Source organism: Slackia sp. CM382, from assembly GCF_000293015.1.
Taxonomy (GTDB): domain Bacteria; phylum Actinomycetota; class Coriobacteriia; order Coriobacteriales; family Eggerthellaceae; genus Slackia; species Slackia exigua.
Genome location: NZ_ALNO01000021.1, coordinates 19,320 through 45,163, shown reverse-complemented (window position 1 = coordinate 45,163; position 25,844 = coordinate 19,320). Strand labels below are relative to the sequence as shown.

Genomic DNA, 25,844 nt, shown 5'->3' with positions numbered 1-25,844 from the left:
CCCCCCCCCGCAACCCTTCTGATGAAATGCATGCTCGTTTGGGTCGAAAAACGGGATAAGCGTGAGTCTTTCCATCTCTTAATCGGAGAACGCTCTTTTTCCAAAAGCTCGAAACCGAGGAATCCTTGCATCAAAAAAAGCCGCTCCGAAGAGCGGCTTTTGCGTTCGATGGCGGGATGTACGAGACTTGAACTCGCGACCTCCGACGTGACAGGCCGGCGCTCTAACCAACTGAGCTAACACCCCATCTGCGTGCTTCTCTCAAAGCAGCTTGGATATAGTATCTTGAATCATTCGGACGCACAAGGATTTTTTCGAAAAAAGATGCCGGGGCACGGATTCGCGACACAACCTCTTCGAAGCCGCTTCCGCAACGAACCGCATGTTCCCATCGCACGCCTGCCGTCATCGCGAACCCGCATCGCACGAACTCGATCGCACGTCCTGAAAGATACGTAAACGAAGGCATCCATCAGGCTGTCCTCTATAATGCGAGAAGAATCGTCCGTCCACATGAAAGGAAGGCGCTATGACCTGGAGGCTGTATGACGCGTTGATCGAAGGGATTCCCGGCGACGTGCTCGTGAAGGATTACTGCCTCGGCATCGGCTGGTCCTACGTGGAGGCGGAAAGCGGCTGCGGGGTGTCCTACACATGCCGAGGCGGCGCGCGCAACAGCGAGGAACGCGACTTCCGGGGGTTGCCGCTGCGCGAGATGGCCGAGCTTGCGAAGTCATGGAGCTTCGAAGAGGCCACGCTCGGCACAGCCGCCCTGAACGCCTGGTACGGGCAGCGCAAGCTGCTGGATCCTCTGGGCGCGGAATACGAGGAGCGCGAGGAGCTTCCCGACGGAAGCATCCGCAAGATGGACGCCTTCGAACTCGTGCGCCCGCGCATAGAGGCGAAAGGCGATGCGCACGTCGTCGTCATCGGACACTTCCCCCACGTCGATCGCATCGCCGAATACGCGAGGCTGACCGTGCTGGAGCGCAACTGCCGAAGCGAGCTTGATACGCCCGATCCGGCCTGCGAATACGTGCTGCCCGAGGCGGACTTCGCCTTCATGACCGGGGTGACCTTCGAGAACAAGACCGCGCCCCGTCTGCTTGAACTGGCGCGCAACGCCTACGTGACCCTGGTCGGCCCGTCGGTCGTCATGTCGCCGATGCTCTTCGAGCACGGCGTGAACATGCTGGCCGGCAGCGTCGTCGGAGACGTGGAGCGGGTGCGTCGCGCCGTGAAGTCGGGCGGCACGATGCGCTTCGGAAGCGCGCTTCTCATGACGCGGCTCTGCCGCGAATGACGGCCTAAGCCTCGTCTTCCGCCAATAGGTCGACGAATTCGAACGTGGTGCAGTCCACAAGCCCGCGATCGGTCAGGCGCAGATCGGGAATGCAGGCAAGTGGAATGAGCCCCATGGTCATGAACGGGCTCGTCATCGTGCACCCGATCGCCTCCCACGCATCTTCGAGCGCATGGACGAGCTCGCCCATCTCTTCGACCGGACGTGCGTTCATGAGTCCCGCCACCGGCAGCGGCACGTGCCCGAGCACCTTCCCGTCGCGCACGACCGCCATGCCTCCTTGGGATGCGATCAGCGTATTGGCCGCAAGCGCCATGTCGGCATCGTTCGTTCCGACGACCAGCAGGTTATGCGCATCATGGGCGACCGTGGACGCCATGGCCCCGCCCTTGATGCCGAAGCCCTTCACGAAACCGACGCCGAACTTGCCCGTCTCGTGATGGCGCTCGAACACGAAGGTCTTGAGCACGTCCTGGGAGACATCGGATTCAAGCCTTCCCTCGCGCACAGGGATGGTCGCGCGCCGCTCGAAGTCGGGAACCGTGCCCGATGCCACCTCGATGACGCGGATCGTCGCCTCAGTCGCATTCGCAGCGAGCCCGTCGGGCGAAACGATGAACGAATCCTCGTCGATCGTGCGCCCCACATGCACCGAATGCGTGGCCCAGTCGGGATAGACGAACGGCTCGGGATCGAAGAGCGCGCGCCCTTCCTCGGCGACCACATCGCCGTCGATCAGGACGCGTTGCACGTCGATGTCTTCGAGGCTTCCCAAAAGCACCAGGTCGGCGCATTTGCCCGGCGTGATAGATCCGAGATCGTTGTCCATGCGGAAGCACGTCGCCGTGTTGATAGTCGCCATCTGGATGGCCGTCACAGCGTCGATTCCTTCTTCGATGGCACGCCTGATCAGGTGGTCCACATGGCCTTGGGAAAGCAGCGTGTAGGGATGGTTGTCGTCGGATACCAGGCAGGCGAAGCGCGTGTCCACGGAGCGCTCGGTGATGGCGGGCGCCAGCTGGTGCAGATCGCGCCACGCGCTCCCCTCGCGGAAGAACGTCCACATGCCGAGACGCATCTTCGCTATGGCATCTTCGGCGCGCGTCGATTCATGGCAGTTCGTGATGCCGGAAGCGATGTAGGCGTTAAGCCCGCGATCCGTTTCGGGCACCGCGTAGTGGCCCGTGGGCGTAAGCCCGGCCTTGAGCGTGGCGGCGACTTCCCCATGCGCGTTCTCGTCGCCCGCGAGGATGCCGACGAAGTTCATCATCTCGCCCATGCCCACGACGGAATCCCAGTCCATCGTCTCGGCCATCATCGCCGCGGTCATGTGCTCGGCGCCGGTGTCTTCGAATCCGGGAACCGCCGGCACGCACGAAGGCGTCGTGATCATGGTCTTGAGCGGCACGCGACGGGCGTCTTCGTCCATGAGCTTCACGCCGTCGAGGCCGAGAACGTTGCAGATCTCGTGCGGATCCATGTAGATGCCGACGGTGCCGTGCGGCACGACGGCGCGCGCGTAATCGGTCACGCCCATCATGGACGACTCGACATGGATATGCCCGTCGAGGAACCCCGGCGCGGCGAAGAGCCCATGCGCATCGATGACCTTCGTGCCCTTGCCGATGCAATGGGCGGCATCTGCGCCGATATACGCGAAGCGGCCCTCGGCGATCGCGATGTCGATGCCTTCCTGAAGCTCGGCCGTGCACACGTTGACGAGCGTCGCCCCGCGCACCACGACGTCGGCCGCGCGCCTGCCTTGGGCCACGTCGACGAGCGTGCGCGTGACCTCCCACAGAGGATGCGTGCAGAATCGCTTGATCATCGGTTCCTCCTCACGGCCTGCCGTCGGCAGGCGCATTCTCGGACTGGGCGACGCGCATGAGGGACGCCACGTGCAAAGGCTCGGAGGCCGATGCGCCGGCCGGCTCGCCCGCCGCATGGCCGGCCGCATCGAGCATCGTCTGCACGAGCACGTCGGGACGTAGGCTTCCGCTCGGCTTCGACTCGAGCGTGAACGTGAGCGTGCTGTCGTCCGCATGCATGCCGCCGACCAGGAAATCGGTCGGGATCAGGTGCCTTTCCTTCTTCTTGCGCACGACGACGATCTCTTCCGGCACCTTGAGCACGGATGCGTCCACACCGTCAGCGAGCTCGACGCGATACGTGGAAAACGGATACGCAACGCTCGCCGCCTTCACCGTCTTATCTATATACCGCACATCGCACGGCATGAGGTCGGGCGCGCTCGCGGCCCGCAGGCGCGCAAGCGCTTCGGCAGGCGGGACGAATGCGGTCATCGTGACATCGAAGATCTCGGCAAGCCCGCCGACGCCGACCGGCAGCGCCGAGCCGAATGCGAGCTTCATATGGGGAGAGAACCCTTGTGTGACCGCGAAGGGCAGGTCGGAGCGACGCACGGTGCGCTCGATGGCACGCGCCGTCTCAAGATGGGAAAGCATGACGAGCCGCCCCGTCATCGCATAGGTCACGCGGATACGGAATTCGCCTTCCATCATGAGCGCACCTCGCAGATCTCGTTGCCGACGCCGTAATCCATGCAGATGCCGCAGGCCGAGCAGGTATCGAACGTGCAGTCGGGCGTCGTGCGCTCCTGCGCCGCCAGCCTGCGCTCGCGCTGGAAGAAACGCGTGCGGATGCCGGCCGACAGATGCGCCCAGGGAAGGACGCGGTCGGTATCGAAATCGGTCTGGGCGACGGCATCCATGTCGACGCCGCAGGCTTCGCAGGCCGCGCGCCAGGTTTCCAGCGAGAAGAACTCGGTCCAGGCATCGAACCTGGCACCCATGCGCCAGGCGGTCTCCACGACGTCGGCGACCTCCCGTCCGCCGCGACTCATCATGGCCTCGACGATCGACCCGTCGGGCTCGTGCCAGTGGATATCCACCGCCCGATACTTCACCGAGCGACGCAGCAGCCCGATGCGGCGATAGGCTTCCTCGGGCGGAATCTGCCCGTCCCACTGGAACGGGGTCTGGGCCTTCGGAACGAACAGCGCGCAGGAGGCGCTCATGCGCACGCTGCCGCGCTGGTCTTCGGGCACCGATTTCTTCGCCACGTCGTAAGCGCGCTGCACGAGGCTCGCGATGCCCTTGATGTCGTCGTCGGTTTCGGTGGGAAGGCCGATCATGAAATAGAGCTTGCAGCGGCGCCAGCCGGCGGAAAACGCGGCGGAGATGGCCCCGAACAGGTCTTCCTCGGTGACGTTCTTGTTGATGACGTCGCGCAGGCGCTGCGTGCCCGCCTCGGGGGCGAACGTCAGGCCGCCGCGCTTGCCGCCGGCGACGAGTTCGGCCATCTCCACGCCGAACGAATCGAGACGTTGGCTCGGCACCGAGACCGAGATGCCCTTGCCTTCGAACGCGCGGTTCAGGCGCCGCAGGATCTCTTCGATCCGGCTGTGGTCGGTCGTGGAAAGCGACGTGAGGCTGACCTCGTCGTACCCCGTTTCAGCCAGACCGCGGATCGCGGCGGCGACGATGTTGTCGGCAGAGCGCTCGCGCACCGGGCGATACATCATACCCGCTTGGCAGAACCGGCAGCCGCGCGCGCATCCGCGCAGGACCTCGACGTTCAGACGGTCGTGGATGAGCTCGGCATACGGTACGATGACCGGCTCGTACGCATCGGATTGCGCGAAGGCCTCCCATACGCGTTTCTCGACGACGGCGGGCACGTCCGCGAATCGCGGATGCGCCCATGAACCCGTGGCCTGCGCTTTCTCTTCGTCTACGATGTCGTAGAGCGAAGGCACATAGACCCCGCGCACGTGCGACATCGCGCGCAGGATGTCTTCGCGCGATGCCCCAGAGGCACGCATGCCGCGATCGAGGCAGAGCAGCTCGGGAAGGGATTCCTCGCCTTCGCCGATGAGCATGGCATCGAAGAAAGGAGCGTAGGGCTCGGCGTTGAACGTGCAGGGGCCGCCCGCAACGATGAGCGGGAAACGGTACGGATGTCCTGCGGCAGCAGAGGCAGCTTCGGCGGCCGCCCGCGCATCGGCGCGCAGGGGGATGCCCGCAAGATCGAGGAATTCGAGCACGTTCGTGGCCGCCAGCTCATGCGGGAGCGTGATGCCGACCGCCTGGAACTCGCCGATGGGCGCGCAGCTTTCGAGGGAGAACGCAGGCAGGTCCGCATCGCGCATCGCGCGGCACATGTCGTCTGCCGGCAGATACGCGCGTTCGGCCGCCATGCCCTCCACGGCGTTCACGCAGTTGCACAGGATGCGGATGGCCTGGTTCGCCTGCCCGAGCTCGTAGGTGTCGGGGTACGTCATCACGAAGCGGTAGGATGCTTCAGGCTTGTAGGTGCATCCCCATTCATGGTTCAGATAGCGTGCGGGACGCTCGATGGCACGCCCGCTTTCGCGAAGCAGCCTCTCGACGCGAGGCCAAAGGTCTGTCATGCGCTCTGCTCTTTCGAATCGTGGTCTTGAAGCCCTGGGAAGGCGGTTGTGGCGAGCAACGCGCGCCGGCACCAGGAAGCGAGCCGATCGCCGCCGTCGCGGCGGCCGCATGCAATGCGGATGCCGAGCATCCGCATTGCATGCGGCGACCTGCCTCTAGATTATAGTGCTCCGGGGATGCCGAGGGCGCATCGGCGCCCAACGTTCGAGAGCGAGCCTTCTTTTAGGCATCGAACTTCCACGCAACCGAGTTTTCCGACAAGCTGCCGGCATCGACGGGAGCATGAACGATGTTCTGCGGCGAATGCCGGCTCCGCTGCACGAACATCACGTTGTCGTGACACAGAAGCTCGTATCGCTTGCCTGAAATTTTGATGCTGCCTTCGTCTTGAAGCTCTTTCATCACGCGTGCGATGGAATTGCGATTCGAGGATAGGTACTCGGCCCAGCCGGTCTTCGTGAAGTCGATAGTGGGCGCAAACGTGTTCTGGTATTCTGCATACTGCTTGATGGTGGTGAGGACCTTCATCTTCAGGGTCGCCTGGGACAGCACCTCGACCTTATTGCGGAACACGACGATCTTCTCCGCGAATTGAACGGCGAGATTCGCCAGCAGCTGCGTCTTCACACGGCTGTCGCAATCCGCACTGAAGACCGTGCGAATATCCAGTTCGAGGACGCGAAGGTCCTGCACGGCAACGACGGTGATGGGGACCATGTTGTATGAAAGGCAGTTGAACGGCTCTCCATACATCTCGCCAGGACCTATACGCGCGATGACCTTCTGCGATCCGTCGAGGTTCGGAGCCGTGAATATATCGACCTGCCCTTTCATGACCAGGCCGGATCGGTTCGTATTGTCGCCGGACACCATAAGTATGCTACCTCGCCGATACGCGGCAACGGAACACTTGACGCTCTCGAGCGCCTTGAGAACATCGGCATCGGACATCCCCCAGAACAACGGGGTCTGCGCGAAATCCTCGATCCTGATTGGAGAAGACAGCCATATCCCGCTCCTTTGGGACGCATTATCGCAGGCACAAGACCGAAGGCGCCGACATCCGCAGGTCGCGAAACATCGGCGCCTCGATGCTATCTACGCACGAGAGGATACTTGAGATTCATGAACGCCAGGATGAGCAGCACGAGACCGAACGGCAAAAGGGAAACCAGGTACTCGGCCACTGCGGGCATGTACGCGTACGTCGACGCGAATGGGAATCCCATTTCAATGACTCTGCCCGTCGAAACCGGATACAGCCAATCGGCCATGCCGTTCGCACCCAGCACGTCGAAGCTCACGGTCGCGTTCTTGAACGCGGGATAGAGCAGCATGAGCCGATGCACCAGAGTTGCCATGAGCACGATGATCGATCCGAAGACCATCTGACCCTTGCTGGCGGTCCACTTCTTCGAGAAGAACGTCACCATGGCGACCGTCGGCAGGATGAGCTCGATGGCATAGAGAACCCCGTAGTCGCCGAACAGCACTCCGAGAAGAGACTGCGTCTCCACACTGCCCGCCCACGCGGCAAGGATGAGCTCCATGGCGGTGAAGAACAGATGCACGGCTATGGCGACGGCGATGATCCGGCATATGATGCGGTAGCCGCCAAGACGTTCGTTGAAGAGCTCACGTCCCGAAAGAACGATAGCCAGGATCAGAACGAGAGAACCGCCGGATGCAACCGCCATGGCTATGAAATCAGGTGGAAGGATCGCGGTATGCCACCACTCATGAGAGTTCTGCGTGGCAAAGATGAGCGCAGTGACCGTATGGATACCGATCGCAAACGGAAGAGCGACGAGTCCGATACGCTTCGACCACGTGTGCGACTTCTTTTCGACCTCTTCGAGCGACTGGTTTCGTATGCCGCCATTGAAGAACCACAACCCGTCCTTCTTGCAGTCTGGAAGCAGCTGGAAGTACACGCTCAGAAACGTGAGAACGATATAGCAAGAGATCACGATAACGTCCCATACCAGCGGGGAAGAGAAGTTGGGATGAATGAAGATGTTCAGAATGTTCTGAATGGAACCGAGGTCGACGAGGACCATCGCTCCTGCGCCGCATGCGCATGCGAACGCAGAAAGGGACGCGATCTTTCCGAACGGCTTGAGCTTTTCGACGTCGAACAGGTAGATGCACGAGGATATGATCATACCGCCCGCTGCCACACCGACCAGAAAGGCAAACGCCGCGATATAGAAACCCCAGTTGAACATATTAGACATGTCGGTGATGACGAGACCGCGCATGAGTTGGTAGATCCAGCCGGCGAAGCCGGCACACGTCATTGCCAGAGCAACGATGAGAAAGGTCCTTTTCGAACGAGCCATGGTCACTCAGCTCCCTTCTGGTCAACATGGAACCGATCGTAGAGAGCAGGCTTCTCCTTGGCGCCCGACTTGATATAGAACACCTTGGGGCTCGTTCCGTTCTCTTCCTTCAGCCGCGTGAAGCTGCGCCCTTCCAGATACTGATTGATATCCGAATCAGGATCTTCCATATCGCCGAAGATGCGGGCGTTCATGGGACAGCCGTGCACGCATACCGGATTTTCCCCTTTTGCGACGTACTGTGCGCAGAACGTGCATTTCTCAACGACGCCCTTAGGTCTGTTCTGGGTATATACGAGCCTGCCCGAATCTCGGTAATCGAGCGGCCATCCATATACGTAGCCGTCCTCTCCCATTTCCTTTAGAGGTTTGGGATCCTGCCAATTGAACTGACGCACCTGATAGGGGCATGCCGATATGCAGTAGCGGCATCCGATGCAGCGCTCGTAGTCGATCAGGATCACGCCGTCGTCGTTCACGTACGATGCGCCCGTCGGGCACACCTTCACGCACGAGGGGTTTTCGCACTGCTGACATGAAAGGGGCATGAAATCCATCTGGAAGCCGTCGCTCGCCGTCTCGTACGCGACCTGATGCTCGATCGATCCGATGGTGAATACCCGGTTCCACCAGATACCCTCGGGTTCCGAGTTGTGGTTCTTGCAAATGGCGGCGCACGTCCTGCAGCCGATGCAGCGATCGAGGTCGATAGCCATTCCGAGTTTCATCGCTACTCATCTCCTTCGCCGAACGGCTTCACGTCGCAGACGCATTCGTTGAACGCGAGCACAGGATTCCAGACGGCCGGAATGGAATACTGCTCATGCACGGGATTTATGAACGGGTAGATGAGCGAGTTGTACGAATTCCAATGCGTATAGCGTGCCCACCAGCCCATTTCGAAGACAACCTGCTTCGGCCAAAGGCCGGGCTCGAAGACGAGCTTGCCATCCACCTCGCCATGGTCGTTGAAGACGGTGATGTGGTCTCCTTCCTTGAATCCTTTCTCTTCGGCGTCATCGGGGTTCATCCACACGTGAGGCAGATTGTCCTGAAGCTCGAGCAGCACGGGATTGCTAGAATAATTCGAGTGGATGCGATAGATGGAGTTCCTCGTCAGATACATGAAGGGGTATTTCGTGCGCGCCTCCGGGTTCATCGCGTATTCCGTGTCCTCGAACAGGGGCTTGTACAGCGGAAGCTGCTCCCCCGCCTTCTGGAACATGGAATCTTCCTTGAAAAGCTCCATGCGACCCGATTTGACAAGATGATCGAGAGCGCCCGGCGCCTGGGGAAGCGATTCGGAGGGGAACAGCACGCGCTCATGAATCTGCTCCCAGAAGGGTATGTGCTTCTCGCCGGGATTGGTATGGTTCATCTTAACGGGCCCTTCGCGCAGCTGCTCGACGGTGATTCCCTCGACGTGATCGCCGCCGGTTTCCAGCAAGGTACGGAGAACTTCTTCCGTCACGCGTTCGGAATCTTCGGGATCGAAGCGCTCGGGGAAATCGTCGCCGACGCCCAGTCGGTGTGCGAGCTCCGTGAACGTCCAGATTTCAGCACGGGCTTCGCCTGCCGGCTCGCATGCCTTCTGCTGAAGCTGGATGTAGGGATGGAGGGGAGTCGTGCATACGTCGGTCTTTTCGTACCATGCGCAGCCAGGAAGCACGACATCGGCATACTCAACGGTCGTCGTACGCATGAAATCGCATGCGATCTGGTATTCAATGGTGCCATCGAGCCGCATCTGCTTCAACCGGTCGTCGAAATCATGCTGGTCGAAGGGATTCACCCAGCCCGAGATCAGCATATGGAATCCGTTTTCCGGATAATGGCCGCTCATAGTCTCAGTCGGCCCTTCGCAGAAGTAATGGAACGCGGTGGATGTGGCCTTGTTGGTCTTGGGCGCCCACCATGATTTAGCCTTGAACCGAACCTTGTACTGGCCGATGTAGACGGATATGCCGCCGCCGAGCTGACCAAGATTGCCCGTAAGGGCGGCCACGAGGGAGAACGCACGCCCCTTGAGGTCGCCGTGATGCCATTGCTGGGCAGAGCCTCCCTGAACGATATGCATGGGCTTGATGGTTTCGGCCATGCGCGCCACGCGAATGATGGTCTCCTCGGGAATCTGGCACAGTTTCGCCGCGGTCTTCGAGTCGTAATCTTCAAGCAGTTCCTTGGTCATCTGGAAGACGGGCTTGGCCATGACGGTCGTCCCATCCTTGAGAGGAACGGCGAACTCCCCTTCTATCTCCGTGCCGTCGATATCTTCTAGCTTCGTCGTCGGCAGAACGGCAGGCGCGCCGTTGCGCCAAATAGCGAACGCTTCCCTCTTTTCCGGCGTTTCCTCGGGCTTTTCGAGTCCGACGACCTCATCGGCGCGAATCCTCATCATGGTTTGAGGATTGATGAGGATCGGCGCATCGGTGTAGGTAGTCATGAAATGACGGTCGAACGCGTCGTCGTCGATGATGATCTTAGCCATAGCCAATGCGAACACGACATCCGTACCCGGCGCGTTGCGAATCCATTCATCTGCCTTCGAGGCCGTGACGGTGAAGTTATGATCCATATAGATGATCGTGCCGCCGTTTTCCTGATTGCGCATGAGCATATGGGAGTCAGGCATACGGGTCGTGCAGATATTCGACCCGTATATGATCGTCAGCTTCGCATCCGGCCACTGGTAGCTTTCCTGCTCCTCGGTCTGGCATCCGAAGGTTTCCGGGAAGAAGATCGGCAGATCGCCGTTCATCTCGTATCCTGGGAAATTAGACCAGCCCATACGATTGGTCAGACGGATGAGCGTCCCTTTGTTGATGTAGTTGAGCGGCGGAACCTGATAATCCATACCGATGGAATCGGCTCCGTATTTCTTGGTGATCTCTTCGATCATCTCGACACAGCGATCGAGTGCTTCATCCCAAGTAGCGCGGCGAAGCTTGCCGCCTTCGGTTATCTTCCCATCCCTTACCATGGGATAGAGGACGCGATCGTCTCCATAGAGCTCGGTGTTGCGCGTGGTGCCCTTCAAGCAGCCGCGCGGATTGTATTCGGTATGCGAATAGTCAGCCGCTTGCTTGATCGTGCAGATTTTGCCGTCTTTCACGGCGGCGATCATGCCGCATGCTCCCGTGCAGTTCGGCGAGCATGTCGAACGCGTATACGTCATTCTCTCTTCGTTATCGTCCATCATCGCCTGTTTGTCGTCCGCAATCGCATGCGGTACGGCGATCTCCGATGAGGACAGCCCTCCAAGAGCGGCGGCAGACCCGAGCGCAACGGCGGATTTTACAAACGTGCGTCGCGTCTGACCAGCCTGGGTGGCTTTATGCCTTCCCATACGAACCCCCTATGAAATTCCCCCTGATGCCGCGGGTCTCACGGCATGCAGCACGGTAGATGATCAACGCCCGTCGGCGTTATAGGAGACCTCCTTGAGGAGAGATTATGGGAAAATAAAGGATAAAAAACCGCTACAAAAGCAGCGATTTTCAAAGAAAAATATTCCAAAGGGCAGAAAACCAGGCAGCGCACAGAGCTTCCTTCGATCCCCATTGCAATTTGCAATCGTAATCGAACCGAGCATCACGATCAGTACCGTCGTCGATGTATTGCAATTGAGCTGTATTTTGAATAGACCGCCTCCAATACCGAACCATTCCCTCGATGGTGCCTTCGTTTCTGACACCGAATCCGTCCGCAACGGATCGTGCGGGTCGTGCGGGTCGTGTGGGGTCGTGCATCGAAGGCTGTAAGTCAAACCCGTCCTCGATGCCAAAAAATCAGAGCTTAGTATACCCTATAGGGGTATTTTCAAGGCTAAAATGTTGGTATTACAACGAATAATACGCCTCTTATAAGGTAGTTTCGTTGTACTGCCAACAAGAAATAGGTTCGGAATTCTCTAAACAGCCGTATTTTGACATCAGCGTCAGATTTCTCGCCGAAAAAGGGGCTATACCCCCCCTGTCTTCGAACTGCAACCCTGCAGACTCTCGACCCCGAACCGCCTTCCAATCCACCATCGACCCATTTCTATAAGGACCTGCTGCGCCTGAGGTGCGGACCTGCTGCTGAACCTGCTGCATCTGAGACGCTGCATGCAAGCCGCACACGCTGCGCCGACCCTCTTTTCGCAAAGGCCGAACGCAACTAGCGGCGTGCATCGGAAAGGGAGCGCATCTCGACGGCGTTTCGCAAGCAGGTATCAACCAGCGACGCACACCGAGAAAGAAACGCGTTTGACGGCGATATTGCGCAGGCGGATATCGACTAGGGGCGTGCGCCGGAACGGCCGCGGGAATCCGCGCCGACGCGTACGCCGTAGGAGTACGCGCACATCACAGGAGTAACTATGCTGCTGCGCTCGGCGCATCGACGTCCATGGAGCCCCCGTAGGACTACGCACACGCCGCAGGAGCAGCTAGCGACGCGCGCCGGCACCAGGAAGCGAGCCGATCGCCGCCGTCGCTGCCGCCGAAGCGACCGATTTCGCCGCGCGCGCGAGCTTGACGGGCGCATCCTTGGCGGCCTGCCCTGCGCTCGACGCGGCATTGCGTGCCGCGTTTCGGCCGGCGGTACGCACGCGATCCTTCATGCCGCGGCCGGCCGACGTCGAGGCGAAGGCACGAACGGCCTTTCCGCGCGCCTCGTTCAACGCGCCGATGAGCCCGCCCACGGTGCCGCCGTGTTCGAAATACTCGATGGCGGCCGTGCCCATGGCCACCGTGCCGCCGTAGCCGATACCGGCCTTCACAGCCCATCCGAGCGCCGGGACCACGCCGATGATCTGACGGGCGACGGCGCGCCAGGCGAAGCCTCCGCCGACGATGGCCGCAAGCTCCTTGATTCGTTCGGCCGTGAGCGGCTGCCCGTAGGCGGCGGCGATCTCGAGCACCATCTTCGCCTGATTCGCGGTCATGACCGGCATGTCGGCACCGGGGATGACGACCACGAGGCCGACCCCCGCGTTCTGCGCGGCCGTGGACCGCACCGATTCGAGCGCAAGCGGACGACGGACGAAATCGAATGCCTGGGCATACGACAGCCGCGTCTCCTTGAACGTCGCGACGACCCATTCGCCCATGCGCAGCGCGAGGCGCTCCATCATGTCGACCGAGAGCGGGATGGGTTCAAGGGAAATGCCGTCTTGCGCGGCATCCTGCACGATGCCGCCGGCCGCATCGGGAGCGGCAACCGCAGCGGCTCCGGAGTGCATGACCACGGGCCGAGACAGCGGAATCACGTCAGACCCGGCAGCTTGATCAGGAGCGATGAGATCGGCAGGCGCAATCGGAACGCCTGCGGCCTCGGCCGCCGACCGAACCGCCGCGGGACTCGCGGTGACCACCATGACGGGAATGCGCGCACGGCGGATGTCTTCCGCCACCTGGCCCACTTCAGGCGTCGTGCCTGCGGCTATGACGACCATGTCGCTTTCGGGATCGAACAGCGCGCGACCGTCATGGAAGTAATTGAGCGAGACGCGCGCCTGAGGAGACGCCGAGGCGAAGCTCGAACGCACGAATGCGGCAAGATCGGCGGGAGCGGAGTCGTCGATCAGAATCGATACGGACAGAGGCACGGTGCGGGCGGCCTCGACGTCGGTCACCCCGGCGAGCAGCGTCTTGATGTCGATAGGGATATTCATGAGATCCTCCGATGATTGTCGAACGTCATGCTCCCCTGCGAGCATACACCGACCAGATGAGGCCGACGAGCATGAAATTCACAAGCATGAACGACGTTCCATAGCTCATGAACGGCAACGGGATGCCCGTGATGGGCATGAGCCCGATGTTCATGCCGACGTTCTCGAGGATCTGGAAGAGCCACATCCCGACGATGCATGCGACGATGAGCGTTCCATGCAGATCGGCGGCGTTGCGCGCGATGCGGATGCTGAGGATGACGAGCACCAGATACAGACCGAGAAGCGCAACGGCTCCCACGAAGCCGAATTGCTCGGCGAGCACGCAGAAGATGAAATCGGTCGGAGCTTCAGGCACGAAACCGAGGCTCGACTGGGTCGCGTTGCCGAACCCCTTCCCCAGAAAGCCGCCCGATCCGACGGCGATCATGGCCTGCTTGAGGTTGTAGCCGCTATCGGAGGAATCCTCGCCCTGGTTCATGAACACGAACAGACGGCTGCGCTGGTAATCCTTGAGCAGATGGTACTGGCCGGTCGCGCCCTTGAGAACCTCGTCCAAAGCGAAGACCGCGGCGATGAGCGCGATGAAGGCCGCGAGCGTGATGAGCAGATGGCGCAGGCGCGCGCCGCCCATGACGAGCGCGACGGCATCGATGAACAGATACACGAGACCGGTGCCCAAGTCGGGTTGCGTCATGATGCAGAGGAACGGCACGGCCATGATGCCGAGCACCTTGAGGTATTCCCGGAAATCGTCGAGCTGCGCGCCGTAGCGCGCGATCAGCCCGGCATCGAGCAGGATGACCGTGATCTTGGCGAACTCGCCCGGCTGCAGGCGCATGCCGAGATTGATCCAGCTGCGCGCGCCGTGGCTTTCGACGCCGATCACAGGCAGATGCGGGGAGAGGATGAGCACGACGTTCACGATGAGCAGCAGCGTCGTATAACCGGCGAGCTGGCGATAGTCCATACGGCTGATGATGAGCATCAGGATGGCGCCGATGCCGATGCCCGTCAGCTGGCGGGTGAACGAATAGGTTTCGTTGCCCTGCACGGCGGAATACACGACGACGAGTCCGTAGGCCACGAGGCACGCGAGCACGCCGAGAAGCTGCAAGGGCGTCGTGCCTGCGGAATCCTGCTGCATGAACGGGCGCGAGGAGCGGGACCGGCGGCTGTCGGGATCGTGCGGCAGCCGCAAATGCTCGACCTGGTTGTATCCCGAAGACGCCATACTACTCGCCGCCTTTCGCCATGCCCTTGGCGACGTATTCGATGGAGCGCGTGATTTCGGAGACGTAGGTCAGTTCGGCATCGAGCGTGCCGGCGCCGTATTCCACGCAGGCCTCCATGACGTCGGCCGCGACGGGACAGGCGGTGTCGGCGCCGTAGCCGCCGTCTTCGATGACGCAGGACACGACGTACTTCGGATCATCATAGGGCGCGTACATGACGAACCAGGAATAGGCGTCGCGATCGCCGGTGGCTTCGCCGGTGCCCGTCTTGCAGGCGCATTGGAAGCCGCCCGCCTTCGCAAGCGTCTCGGGCACATCGCCGTCCTCCAGAGCCACGCCGCGCAGGGCGTCGCGCATGAACGAGTATTCGGCGTCGTTGACGCCTTCGATATCGGAAAGCTTGGACGTGCCGATGACGACGGTCTCGCCTGCGGAATTGCGGACCTCCTTGAGCAGGTTCGGCGTCGGGAGCTTGCCCGTGGCCACGCCCGCGTACCCGACGGCGAGCTGCAACGGCGTGACGAGCACGTTGCCCTGGCCGATGGCGGTGTTCGTCATGTCGCCCGGAACCCACTGCCCCTCTTCGGGCTGGTTGGCGTAGTGCTTCTTTTTCCATTCGGGCGTAGGCACGTTGCCGGCCTCTTCGCCCGAGAGGATGATGCCCGTCTTCGACCCCATGCCGAACTTCATCGCGAAATCCTGCATGGGCGTTTCGCCCAGATCGTCGGAGCGATAGTAGAACTGGGCCGCGATATCGTAGAAGACGACGTCGCACGAGTTCACGACGCCTCCCCTGAGATCGAGGTACCCGTGGCCGCCTTCCTTCCAGCATTTCTGCGCGTACTTGTCGCCGAATCCGGTCCAGGTGCCCGTGCAGTTCCAGCCGCTGTCTGAAGACGCGATGCCGTAATGGAGCGCGGCCATGCCCACGAAGGCCTTGAACGTGGAGGCGGCCGGATAGGTTCCGGCGATGCAGCGGTTGATGAGGGGTTTGCGCGCCAAGTCCGCGTTGTAGCGATCCCAGTCATCCTGGGAGATGCCGCCGATGAAGTTGGCAGGATCGTAATTGGGGAAGCTCGCCATGGCGAGCACGTCGCCGTTCGTCACATCCATCGCGACGATGGCGCCCGCCGTGCCCGTGCCCCCGCCGATGACGCCTTCCGGCGCGATCATGCCGATGAGCGCGTTTTCCGCGGCCTGCTGGACACGGGCGGCGATGGTCAGATGCACGTCGTTGCCCTGGGTCGGACGCGTCTCGCGTTCGACGGAATGCACCGTGCCGTCCACGTCGGCGACGACGACGCGCTCGCCATGCTCGCCGGACAGGACGTTCTCGAAGGCCGCTTCGACGCCGGACTTCCCCACCTCGTCGCCGCTCTGGTAGTCGGTTCCCACGGGCATGCGTTCGAGCTCTTCGGCCGCGATGGTTCCCGAGTATCCGAGCAGCTGGCAGGCCAGAGCGCCGTACGGATAGGTGCGATGCGAGCGGTTCTCGATCGTGATGCCGGGAAATGCGTCCGGATGCTCCGAGATGAACGCGACGTCGCGCTCGCGCGGGTGCGTGGCGACTTCGCGCTGGGCTTGCGCACCCCCGGAGGCGTCTTGGATGCGCTGGCGCACGATGCTGTAAGGAATGCCGAGCAGGGCCGAAAGGCGCACGAGCACGTTGTGGTCGTTCGCGACCGAGGCATCGGCCAGGACCGTCGGCACCGTTTCGTTGCCGACGAGCTCGATGCCGTCGGCGTCGAAGATACGGCCGCGGGATGCCGGCGTCTTGATCGTGGTGAGCTGATTGTCCTCGGATTGCGTGCGATAGCGGTCGGCGCTTAAGACCTGCATGATCCAGAGCTTGACCGCAAGCGACCCGAAGACGGCCGCGATGAGCACGCCGAGCGCGGCGAAGCGGTTCTTGATGCGGTCGTAGGGCGACCGGCCGCTCGCCGTTCCCGACGCCGTGGCGGTTTGGGCGTCCTTGCCGGTTTCCGCACCGCGCAGCGGCGCAGACGTGCCGATCGAGGCGACATCGCGCGAGACGGCGACGCGATCTTTGCCGGAACGGCGCATGGATACGATGACGAAGGCCGCGGCTGCCGCGACCAGCACGAGAACGAACGAGATAACCGCTGCTGCCACAACGATCCCTACCTGACGTTGCTGATGGTCGTCGAGCTGCTCGAGACATGCAGCGCCGTTCCCGACCCACCGCCTTTGCGGCCGGAAACGCCGCGGTAGAGCAAGGGGATGAGGATGAGCGTCATCGCGCAATCGTACAGGGCGCAGGGAAGCGCGCGCGAGACGATGGCTTCGCCGAATCCCAGATCGGCGCCCAACAGGACGTAGGCGACCGCGTACGCGCATTCGACCAGCGCCGCGCAGGCCATGGACACGACCACGGGGACGATGGGCGAATCGTTGTCGAGCAAGGCGAAGGCGCGGGACGAAACGAATGTGGCAAGGAGCAGAATCCCGGCCATCAAGCCGAACGGATGCGTGCTCAACGCATCGGACGCGAGCCCGAGCACGAAGGCGAGCACCGTGACCGCGTCGCCGCGGTTGAAAAGAGATGCCGCGACGATGAAGACGAGGATGAAGTTCGGCTGCGCGCCGAGGATGGCGACGTTCGGCGCCAGGGCGACCTGCAGGATCAGGGCGACGATGCCGCCGATGATGAGCCCGAGATTCTCGCGCATATTCCTACCTGCCTCCCTTCTTGGTCGCATTCGCCTGGCCGTTGTTCGAAGAGGACGGCTCGGTCGCCTGGCTCTCGGACGTGGTCTGCACGATGACGCTCGCCTCTTGCAAGGCGGTGACATCGGAAAGCGGCGTGACGACGATCGTGCGGTCGGTCGTGCCCGCCCGCGTCTCGACGTTCGAGACGGTTCCGACGGGAAGGCCTCCGAAGTAGGCGCCGCCGAGGCCCGAGGTGACGAGCACGTCGCCCGCCTTGACCGCGACGGAGGGATCGACATCTTCGAGATAGATCAGCCCGTCGAGCGATCCGCGCACGACGCCCGTCACGCGCGAACCCTGGATATAGACCGACACGCCGCTCTGGGGATCGGTGATCAAGCGCACGTCGCACGTGGATGTCGTGGCCGAAACGACCTGGCCGAGCAGCCCCGACGGCCCGATGACGGGAAGCCCCGCCTCGACGCCGTTGTCCGTGCCGACGTTCAGGGTGATGACCTGGTTCCACGCGCTCGGCTGCGTGCCGATGACACGCCCCGTCACCATCGTGAGTTCGTACTGGTCCTGCAGATCGAGCAGCCCCTGAAGGCGATCGGCCTCCTGGCGGTACTCCTCCATCTCGATCACGGCCGCCCGCAGGCGGGCGTTCTCGTCTTTGAGTTCGGAATAGCTCGCGTCGTCGGCCGCGGCGTTCTCGAGCGCGTCGGACGCGGCGGACTCCCCGCCCGAGACGGCGCCGCCGAGCAGCGTCGCCGGAGAGAGGACGGCCGCGATGCCGCCGCGCACGGCATGCACCGGTCCCGCCGATCCTTCATGCACGTAGAAGCCGGCGATCAGGGCCGATGCAATAAGAAGCACGCCGAGCAGAGCGTTCCCGCGCGGCAGCTTCGAACGCTTGGGATCTTCAGGCGAAGCCATGGCGCGCGATTACTTGGAACGCATGAGCGTCTGTTTGAGGGCGGACGGCGTCTCGAGGACCTTCAGGCAGCCCATGGCCACGTTGGTCAGGGCGGTGTCGCTCGTCCAGACGGGAATCTCGAGGCGCTGCGTGAGGAAGCGGTCGAGGCCCGAAAGCAGGCCGCCGCCACCCGTCAGCAGGATGCCGTTGGAGATGATGTCGCTGGCCAAGTCCGGGTTGGTCTTCTTGAAGGTTTCCTTGATATGGACGACCATCTCCTCGATGGGAGGCTGAAGGGCCGTGCGCACGTCTTCGGACTGGATGGTGACCTCGCGCGGCTGCTCGGTAACGACGTCCTGGCCGGAGATGATCATGTCCTTCTCACGGCCGTCCTCGAACGGGAGGATCGAACCGATCTTGATCTTGATGATTTCCGCCGTGCGCTCGCCCACCTTGATGCCGAGCAGGTCGCGCAGGTGCATGGCGATGGCCTCGTCCATCTTATTGCCGGCAAGACGCAGGGAAGACGAGGTCACGATGCCGCCGAGCGAGATGACGGCGACTTCGGTGGTGCCGCCACCGATGTCCACCACCATCGAGCCGGTCGGCTCGGTAACGGGCAGCTCGGCTCCCATGGCGGCCGCCATAGGCTCTTCGATCAGGTAGGCCTGGCGCGCACCGGCCTGGATGGCCGCTTCGAAGACTGCGCGCTTCTCGACCGAGGTGGCGCCGCAGGGGATGCAGATGACGATGCGGGGCTTGACCTGCCACGGATACCGACGGTCGATGGCCTTGTTGATGAAGGCGGAGAGCATGGCCTCGGTCACGTCGTAGTCGGCTATGACGCCGTCGCGCAGCGGGTGTTCGGCAGAGAACGCATCGGGCGTATGGTTGATCATCTGCTTCGCTTCATGGCCGACCGCGAGCACGCGATGGGTGCTGCGTTCGATGGCGACGACCGACGGCTCGTTCAGGACGACGCCTTCCCCGGTCACGGCCACGAGCGTATTGGCGGTGCCGAGGTCGATGGCGAGATCGCACGACGTTGCTCCCCCGAAACTGCCCCCGAGGTTGCTGAAGATATCGGACAGCGGCATGTGGGCTTTCCTTTTGTAATATCTGATATATACGGGCAGTCATTCTAGCATACGGCGGTTGAAGCGCCCGATACCTTGCGCGTATGCACACACAACTCCGATGCGGTCGAACGGCATGCGCGGGAATCCACCGATACGGTCGGGCGGCACGCGCGAAAACCACGCGCGCCTCCCGAAAACGATGGCGCCGACGCGGATCAGGAAGCCTTCGCCGCAATGAGGACGCGCGGCCTTCCTGCCAGGTCAGATGCTATGCGTACGCGTGCAAGACCCGCGCTTCGCGCAAGATCGGCCGCCTTGTCCAGGCAGTCCTCGTGCAGCTCGCAGGCAAGCACCCCCGAGAAGGACAGCAGGGGCACGGCTTCATCGATCAGACGCCGGAACGCATCGAGCCCGTCGCATCCTCCGTCAAGCGCGAGCGCCGGCTCGAAGACGGACACTTCGCGGGGCATATCGTTCAGAACGGCGGTCGGAACGTACGGCGGATTCGAGATGACGAGATCGAACGGCGCATCGGCGGCAAGCGGCGCGCAGAGGTCGCCTTCGCGCACGTCCACGCAATCGCCGAGGCCGAGCCGCGCGACGTTGCGCCGCGCGAGCGCGACGGCATCGGGCGAGATGTCGGTCGCGACGACGCGCGCGTCGGGATGTTCCGAAGCGATGGCGCAGGCGATGCAGCCCGAACCGGTGCAGACATCGGCGACGGCAAGGCCGTCCGCGTGCGTGCCGTTCGCCTCTACGGCGACGCCTGGGCGTGCCGGCCCGGACGACACGGCGCCTTCCGAAGGCGGAAGCGACGGTTCTCCCGCATGAGGGCCCGGACGCCGCACCGTATACGCGCCTAAGTCCTTGAGCTCGCGAAACGCCTCGTCGACGAGCACTTCCGTCTCGGGTCGCGGAATGAGCACGCCGGGCGCCACTTCGAGCTCGATGAAACGGAACGGGGCCGTGCCCTGGATGTATTGGAGCGGCTCTCCCGCAGCGCGCCTGCGCACGGCGTCGCGCAAGGTGTCGCGCTCGTCGGGAGAAAGCGGGCGGTCGTGATGCGCGTAGAGCTCGATGCGGGAAAGCCCCGTGGCAAACGACAGCAGATGCTGCGCAGACACGCGCGGATTGACGTCCTGCGCGCGCGCAAGATAGCCCTCGCACCAATCGAGGGTCGCACGTATCGTCCAAACGTCGTTCACGAGGTTAGACGGCCTGTTCCAGCTTGCGGGCGCGATCGGCGGCCTGAAGCGCGACGATGAGGTCGGCCAGGCCGTCGGCGAGCAGCACGCCGTTGTATGTGCCGTTGTAGCCGATGCGATGATCGGTCACGCGGTCTTGAGGGGCGTTGTAGGTCCTGATCTTCTCGGCGCGATCGCCCGAGCCGATCTGCGCGAGGCGTTCGGCGCCTTCGGCGGCCTGCTGCTCGGCGAGCATCTTCTCGTACAGGCGGGCGCGCAGGACGGCCATGGCCGCGATCTTGTTCTGGAGCTGCGATTTCTGATCCTGAGACTGCACGACCAGGCCGGACGGAAGATGCGTGATGCGCACGGCGGAGTCGGTCGTGTTGACGCACTGGCCGCCCGGGCCGCCTGCGCGATACACATCGATGCGCAGGTCGCCTTCGTTGATCTCCACGTCGATCTCGTCAGCTTCGGGCAGGACCGCGACGGTGGCCGTCGAGGTCTGGATGCGCCCCTGGCTTTCGGTCTTGGGAACGCGCTGGACGCGATGGACGCCCGACTCGAACTTCATGAGCGAATAGACGTGGTCGCCCTTGACCTTGAACTCGATCTTCTTGAAGCCGCCGGCCTCGGATGCGGACGCGTCGAGATTCTCGACCTTCCACCCGCGCGACTCGCAGAAGCGCACGTACATCTTGTACAGGTCGCCCGCGAAGATGGCCGCCTCGTCGCCGCCCGCCGCTCCGCGGATCTCGACGATGATGTCCTTCTCGTCGGCCGGATCGTCAGGAATGAGCATGACCTTGATGGTCTCCGCGAGCGCGGGCAGCTTGGCTTCCGACTCCGCGATGGTTTCCTGGGCGAATTCGCGCATATCGGGGTCGCCGAGCATCTCCTTCGCGTCGTCGATGTCCCGGCATGCCTGCAGATAGTCGTTCGCCTTGCCCACAAGCGCCGCCTGATTCGCGAATTCCTTCGAGAGACGCGTGTATTCCCGCTGGTCGGCAAGCACGGCCGGATCGCCGAGCTTCTCCTCGATCTCCGCATAGCCCTCGATGATCTTCGTGAGCTTCTCTCTCAAATCTTCGTCCATGGTTCGTTCCCTCTTGAAAGGCGAAAGGCCGCGTCGCATGACGGGGCCCGTAGCTTCGGATGTCGTCGGTCGGCCGATGATGGTACCACGCCGCGCGAACGCACGACGCGCCTGCGCGGCGCGGTACGTCAAAACTCTATCCGAGGGCTAGGAGAAGGCGCCGGTCGATTCGTCATAGGCCATGGCCGACGACAGGTATCCCTTTTCGAGCATCCAGTCGAGCACGGGCTGGACCATGGCGGCCGCAGGCGTGCTCGCCTTCGGATACGTCGAGATGCGATACGTCTCGGCGACAGGCGCAGGCAGGTTCGCGCTTTCAACGAGCAGGCTGCGATAGGACTCGGGGTCGGCGTTCACGCGATCGACGGCGGCATCCCACGCCGCCGATGCCTTGGAAAGCGCATCGGCCCCCTCGCTCGACGCCCAGTCCGCGCGCACGGCAAGGACCGACTGGCTGATGTTGTCGCCCTGGGAATCGTCCGCGAGAAGGACCATCCCCGACGACTCGCCGAGGGCGAGCAGGCTGCCGGGAAGGGCCGCAGCGGCGACTTGGTTGTTCGTCATGGATTCGAAGCGGACCGGAAGCTTCTTGATCTCTTCCTTGACGATCTGGTCGTCCGGCACGCCGGCCTTCTCCATGAGACGGTCCATGACGTATTCGGGGACCGTGTTCGACCCGACGCCGATAGGCGTGCCTGCAAGGTCCGCCAGCGAGGTGATGCCGCTTTCGGGCGAGGTCATGATGCCGAAGCGGCCCTGACTCGCATCGGCACCGAGCGTGACCCACGCAAGGCTCACGTCGGTTCCCGACGCCTTGAGCGTGGCCGCGGTCTGGACATCGGTCATGGCGGCATCGATATCGCCCGAGGCGAAGGCGGCCGAAAGCTCCTGGGCGCTCTGGAACGTGACGATGTCGACCGAAACGCCCTCGGCATCATAGAGACCTTCCTGCTGCGCGATCCAGAACGGAAGCGCGTCTTCGGTCTGCATCGTGCCGATGCGCATCGCAGGCGCAGATCCGTCCTCGGCGGACGATGCGTTCGACGAGCATCCGGCCAACGCGCCGACGAGCGCGAACGCGCATACGGCGACGAATATCGATACGAGTTTCTTTCCCATGGCTGCCTCCGATTCATCGCAAGGATCCCCGTCGAAGCGAGGCGTTGACGTTAAAAGAGGGCGCCGCACCGCGACGCCCGAAGATTCCCTCTCCCGCAGCCGGTCCGCTGCGGGAGGGTACATTATACGGCTTTTATTCGAACGACAGGAACTCGAAGGCGGATGCCGCCGCATTCGCCCCGTCGCCCACGGCGGTGGCCACCTGGCGCAGCTGCTTGGTGCGCACGTCGCCGGCCGCGAACACGCCCGGAATGGAGGTCTTGCCGTCTTCGCCCGCAACGACGTAGCCGCGCTCGTCCAGCTCGATGCCCGTGTCGCGCAGAATGTCGCTTTTGGGCAGAGACCCCACGGCGACGAAGAGCGCGCTTGCATCCAAGTCCGTGACCTTGCCGGTCGCAAGGTCGCGAATGAGCACGCCCGCGACCCGTCCGTCTTCCTCGCGCACGCCGTCCACGGCGGCGCTCATGTGCTTGGTGACGTTCTTGAGCTCGCCGAGCGGCTTGGCGTAGATCGCATCGGCGCGCAGCGTGTCGCGGCGATGGACCAGATGCACCTCGGTGCAGATATTCGCCAGGTACATGGCGTCTTCCACGGCGGTGTTCCCCCCGCCCACGACCACGGCGACCTTGTCTTTGAAGAACCCGCCATCGCAGGTCGCGCAATAGGAGATGCCCTTGCCGCGCAGCTCGTCCTCATGCGGGATGCCGAGCGGGCGCGGGGCGGCGCCCATCGCGAGGATGACGGCGTCGGCAGCGTATTCCTCGCCCGAAGCCGTCACGATGCGCTTCGGCGTCGACGCGAGATCAAGCCCGACCACCTCGTCGGTTTTGGCCTGCGCGCCGAAGCGGGCGGCCTGCGCGCTCATCGCGAACGAGAGCGCGAAGGGTTCCGCGCCTTCGGCGAATCCAGGATAGTTGTCGAGGGCGTCGGTGGTGGTCATCTGGCCGCCCGGCCCCATACGTTCGAACGATACGGTCGAAAGGCCGGCCCGACCCGCGTACAGCGCGGCGGTCATGCCTGCCGGACCCTGGCCGATGATGGCGACGTTGAAGCGGTTCGCTTCGCTCATGTTCGTTCCTCTCTAGAAAAAGGGGGCCGGCGACAACCGAACCCCCGATACGTTGGACGCACGTCCGGAGACGCGCCTTTCATGGGATGCCGCGCTGCCTTACGCGAGCAGGTCGAGCACCGCAGCCTTGGGCTGAGCGCCCAGCGTTTGCTTCTTGACCTGGCCATGCTCGAAAACAATGAGAGTCGGAATGCTCATGACCTGGTACTTCTGGGCAATGGACTGGTTTTCGTCGACGTCGATCTTGAAAACGTCGACGACGCCGGCCTTCTCAGCGGCGATCTCGTCGATGACGGGAGACATCATCTTGCACGGACCGCACCAGGTGGCGAAGAAGTCCACGAGGACGGGCTTGCTGTTCTTGAGGACCTTTTCCTCGAAATTCGCTGCGTTGATGATCTCGGCCATGTCTGACCCCTTTCGTGTGCGCCCGCATGCGGGCTCGCGGCGCCGGGCTTCGTGCCGGCTCTCTCTTACGGCGTGAATACTATCATGCAATTACATTGTGCGCAACCTTTTATCACGATTCTTGAAGAAGATGCGGAGAGCCGGTGCGTGCTTGACCGGCACGGCCCGCGACGACGCATGGGGCGGCGAATCGCATGCGATGCGGCGCTGACGGCCGCCCGCGCAACCTGCGACCGCAGGTTCGCGACGCCGCCGTGCGCGGCTCCTTGACGCGACGGCAGAATTGCCCGACGATGAGGCTTCTCTGACGAACGAAAGGGCTTTCCCATGCACGAGGCATATTCACCTGAAACCGTCGGCGACGCCGCGCCTGCATACGCCGGCAAGGAGCTCACGCGCGCGAACCTCGTCCTTGAAGGCGGCGCGATGCGCGGCCAGTTCACGGCGGGCGTGCTCGATTTCCTCATGGATCACGACGTCTGGTGCGAAAACGTCGTCGGCACGAGCGCCGGATCGCTCAACGGCTACGACTATCTGGCCGGCGAAGTCGGGCGCACCTGCTTCGTCAACGTCAAATACGGCCCCGATCCGCGCTACCTGTCTTTCAACAACTTCGCGCGTTACGGCACGGTGTTCGGCGACGGCTTCGTCTTCGAAGGCATCCTCGAGACCGATCCTTTCGACGTGGCCGCATTCGAATCGTCGCCCATGAACCTCTATGCCGTGTCGAGCAACATCGAGACCGGGCAGGCCGACTACCACCGCATCGAATCCATGGCCGACATCGATTACCTGAAGGCGTCCTGCAGCATGCCTCTCATGACCAAGATCGTGGAGGTGGACGGCAAGAAGCTGCTCGACGGCGGCACCTGCGACAGCGTGCCCCTGGGCTTTTCCATGACGCTCGGCGGATCGGGCAAGCATATCGTGGTCCTGACGCGCGACGCGTCGTTCGTGCGCAAGGAAGAAAAGCTTCTGCGCCTGATGGAACGCGTGTATCGCGATTACCCGAAGTTCCTCGAGCGCGTGCGCCATCGCCATGTGGACTACAACTGCACGTATCGCTGGGCGCGCGAGCTGCACAAGGCGGGGCATGCATTCGTGATCCAGCCGCCCGAGCCCGTGACCATCGGCAATATCGAGCATGACCGGCAGAAGCTCTTCGACCTGTGGGAACAGGGATACCGCCAGGCCGCGCTGCAGTGGGAGGATTTGAAATCCTACCTTGGAGACGACCTCGGAAAACGCGTCGATTAAGCCGCGATGGGGCCGCACGCCCTTCCTCCCCAGGTGCTGAACCGCGATGGGGCCGCACGCCCTTCCTTCGGGAAGCC

General features: G+C 62.6%; 20 protein-coding genes and 1 tRNA gene. 2 read left to right on the top strand and 19 right to left on the bottom strand.

Going from position 1 to position 25,844, the window contains the following annotated elements; genetic code table 11:
• Window positions 1–169: 169 nt before the first annotated feature.
• Window positions 170–246: transfer RNA gene (locus tag HMPREF1155_RS08680), tRNA-Asp, on the bottom strand.
• A gap of 283 nt (window positions 247–529) precedes the next feature.
• Here HMPREF1155_RS08680 and HMPREF1155_RS08675 point away from each other — a divergent pair.
• Window positions 530–1,303, top strand: coding sequence for a DUF364 domain-containing protein (locus HMPREF1155_RS08675; RefSeq protein WP_009079430.1), 774 nt, complete (start codon window positions 530–532; stop codon window positions 1,301–1,303).
• 4 nt (window positions 1,304–1,307) lie between these two features.
• Here the strand turns inward: HMPREF1155_RS08675 and ade are convergent, their stop codons facing one another.
• The 18 genes from ade to trxA all read right to left on the bottom strand — a co-directional run bounded on the left by ade (window position 1,308) and on the right by trxA (window position 24,510).
• On the bottom strand, window positions 1,308–3,131 hold the full coding sequence (gene ade, locus HMPREF1155_RS08670) for an adenine deaminase (RefSeq protein ID WP_009079433.1): 1,824 nt from the start codon (window positions 3,129–3,131) through the stop codon (window positions 1,308–1,310).
• Between the two features lie 10 nt (window positions 3,132–3,141).
• Complete coding sequence (locus HMPREF1155_RS08665; RefSeq protein WP_009079422.1) at window positions 3,142–3,825, bottom strand: TIGR03936 family radical SAM-associated protein; 684 nt, start codon at window positions 3,823–3,825, stop codon at window positions 3,142–3,144.
• On the bottom strand, window positions 3,822–5,735 hold the full coding sequence (locus tag HMPREF1155_RS08660; protein WP_009079429.1) for a TIGR03960 family B12-binding radical SAM protein: 1,914 nt from the start codon (window positions 5,733–5,735) through the stop codon (window positions 3,822–3,824). The genes HMPREF1155_RS08665 and HMPREF1155_RS08660 overlap by 4 nt, the downstream gene beginning before the upstream one ends.
• Before the next feature lie 223 nt (window positions 5,736–5,958).
• The gene (locus HMPREF1155_RS08655; protein ID WP_009079427.1) at window positions 5,959–6,687 is read right to left on the bottom strand and encodes a Crp/Fnr family transcriptional regulator; all 729 of its coding nucleotides are present in this window, start codon (window positions 6,685–6,687) and stop codon (window positions 5,959–5,961) included.
• Between the two features lie 143 nt (window positions 6,688–6,830).
• The gene (gene nrfD / locus HMPREF1155_RS08650; RefSeq protein WP_238319176.1) at window positions 6,831–8,078 is read right to left on the bottom strand and encodes an NrfD/PsrC family molybdoenzyme membrane anchor subunit; all 1,248 of its coding nucleotides are present in this window, start codon (window positions 8,076–8,078) and stop codon (window positions 6,831–6,833) included.
• 2 nt (window positions 8,079–8,080) lie between these two features.
• A complete protein-coding gene (locus HMPREF1155_RS08645) occupies window positions 8,081–8,806 on the bottom strand; it encodes a 4Fe-4S dicluster domain-containing protein (protein WP_009079420.1) in 726 nt (241 codons plus the stop codon).
• A 2-nt stretch (window positions 8,807–8,808) separates the two neighbouring features.
• Window positions 8,809–11,424 carry a molybdopterin-dependent oxidoreductase gene (locus HMPREF1155_RS08640; RefSeq protein ID WP_009079448.1) on the bottom strand — a complete coding sequence of 872 codons (2,616 nt, stop codon included), beginning with the start codon at window positions 11,422–11,424 and terminating at the stop codon, window positions 8,809–8,811.
• Window positions 11,425–12,507: 1,083 nt separating this feature from the next.
• Complete coding sequence (locus HMPREF1155_RS08635; RefSeq protein WP_009079432.1) at window positions 12,508–13,734, bottom strand: YcjF family protein; 1,227 nt, start codon at window positions 13,732–13,734, stop codon at window positions 12,508–12,510.
• Window positions 13,735–13,759: 25 nt separating this feature from the next.
• Window positions 13,760–14,968 carry a rod shape-determining protein RodA gene (gene rodA, locus HMPREF1155_RS08630; RefSeq protein WP_009079387.1) on the bottom strand — a complete coding sequence of 403 codons (1,209 nt, stop codon included), beginning with the start codon at window positions 14,966–14,968 and terminating at the stop codon, window positions 13,760–13,762.
• A gap of 1 nt (window position 14,969) precedes the next feature.
• Window positions 14,970–17,102: a penicillin-binding protein 2 gene (mrdA, locus tag HMPREF1155_RS08625; protein ID WP_009079405.1), complete on the bottom strand. Its 2,133-nt coding sequence runs from the start codon at window positions 17,100–17,102 to the stop codon at window positions 14,970–14,972.
• 8 nt (window positions 17,103–17,110) lie between these two features.
• Window positions 17,111–17,659 carry a rod shape-determining protein MreD gene (gene mreD / locus HMPREF1155_RS08620; RefSeq protein ID WP_009079442.1) on the bottom strand — a complete coding sequence of 183 codons (549 nt, stop codon included), beginning with the start codon at window positions 17,657–17,659 and terminating at the stop codon, window positions 17,111–17,113.
• A 4-nt stretch (window positions 17,660–17,663) separates the two neighbouring features.
• Window positions 17,664–18,575 carry a rod shape-determining protein MreC gene (gene mreC, locus HMPREF1155_RS08615; RefSeq protein ID WP_009079439.1) on the bottom strand — a complete coding sequence of 304 codons (912 nt, stop codon included), beginning with the start codon at window positions 18,573–18,575 and terminating at the stop codon, window positions 17,664–17,666.
• 9 nt (window positions 18,576–18,584) lie between these two features.
• The gene (locus HMPREF1155_RS08610; RefSeq protein ID WP_009079418.1) at window positions 18,585–19,652 is read right to left on the bottom strand and encodes a rod shape-determining protein; all 1,068 of its coding nucleotides are present in this window, start codon (window positions 19,650–19,652) and stop codon (window positions 18,585–18,587) included.
• A 197-nt stretch (window positions 19,653–19,849) separates the two neighbouring features.
• Window positions 19,850–20,839, bottom strand: a complete 990-nt coding sequence (locus tag HMPREF1155_RS08605; protein WP_009079413.1) for a HemK/PrmC family methyltransferase — start codon at window positions 20,837–20,839, stop codon at window positions 19,850–19,852.
• A 4-nt stretch (window positions 20,840–20,843) separates the two neighbouring features.
• Window positions 20,844–21,914, bottom strand: coding sequence for a peptide chain release factor 1 (gene prfA / locus HMPREF1155_RS08600; RefSeq protein WP_006361909.1), 1,071 nt, complete (start codon window positions 21,912–21,914; stop codon window positions 20,844–20,846).
• Window positions 21,915–22,061: 147 nt separating this feature from the next.
• Window positions 22,062–23,033 carry an ABC transporter substrate-binding protein gene (locus HMPREF1155_RS08595; protein ID WP_009079395.1) on the bottom strand — a complete coding sequence of 324 codons (972 nt, stop codon included), beginning with the start codon at window positions 23,031–23,033 and terminating at the stop codon, window positions 22,062–22,064.
• Window positions 23,034–23,166: 133 nt separating this feature from the next.
• A complete protein-coding gene (gene trxB / locus HMPREF1155_RS08590; protein WP_009079453.1) occupies window positions 23,167–24,102 on the bottom strand; it encodes a thioredoxin-disulfide reductase in 936 nt (311 codons plus the stop codon).
• Window positions 24,103–24,201: 99 nt separating this feature from the next.
• Window positions 24,202–24,510, bottom strand: coding sequence for a thioredoxin (gene trxA / locus HMPREF1155_RS08585; RefSeq protein ID WP_006361912.1), 309 nt, complete (start codon window positions 24,508–24,510; stop codon window positions 24,202–24,204).
• Window positions 24,511–24,837: 327 nt separating this feature from the next.
• On the opposite strand from trxA, the gene HMPREF1155_RS08580 reads away from it, so the two are divergent.
• A complete protein-coding gene (locus tag HMPREF1155_RS08580; protein ID WP_009079450.1) occupies window positions 24,838–25,767 on the top strand; it encodes a patatin family protein in 930 nt (309 codons plus the stop codon).
• The last annotated feature ends 77 nt before the right edge of the window (window positions 25,768–25,844 follow it).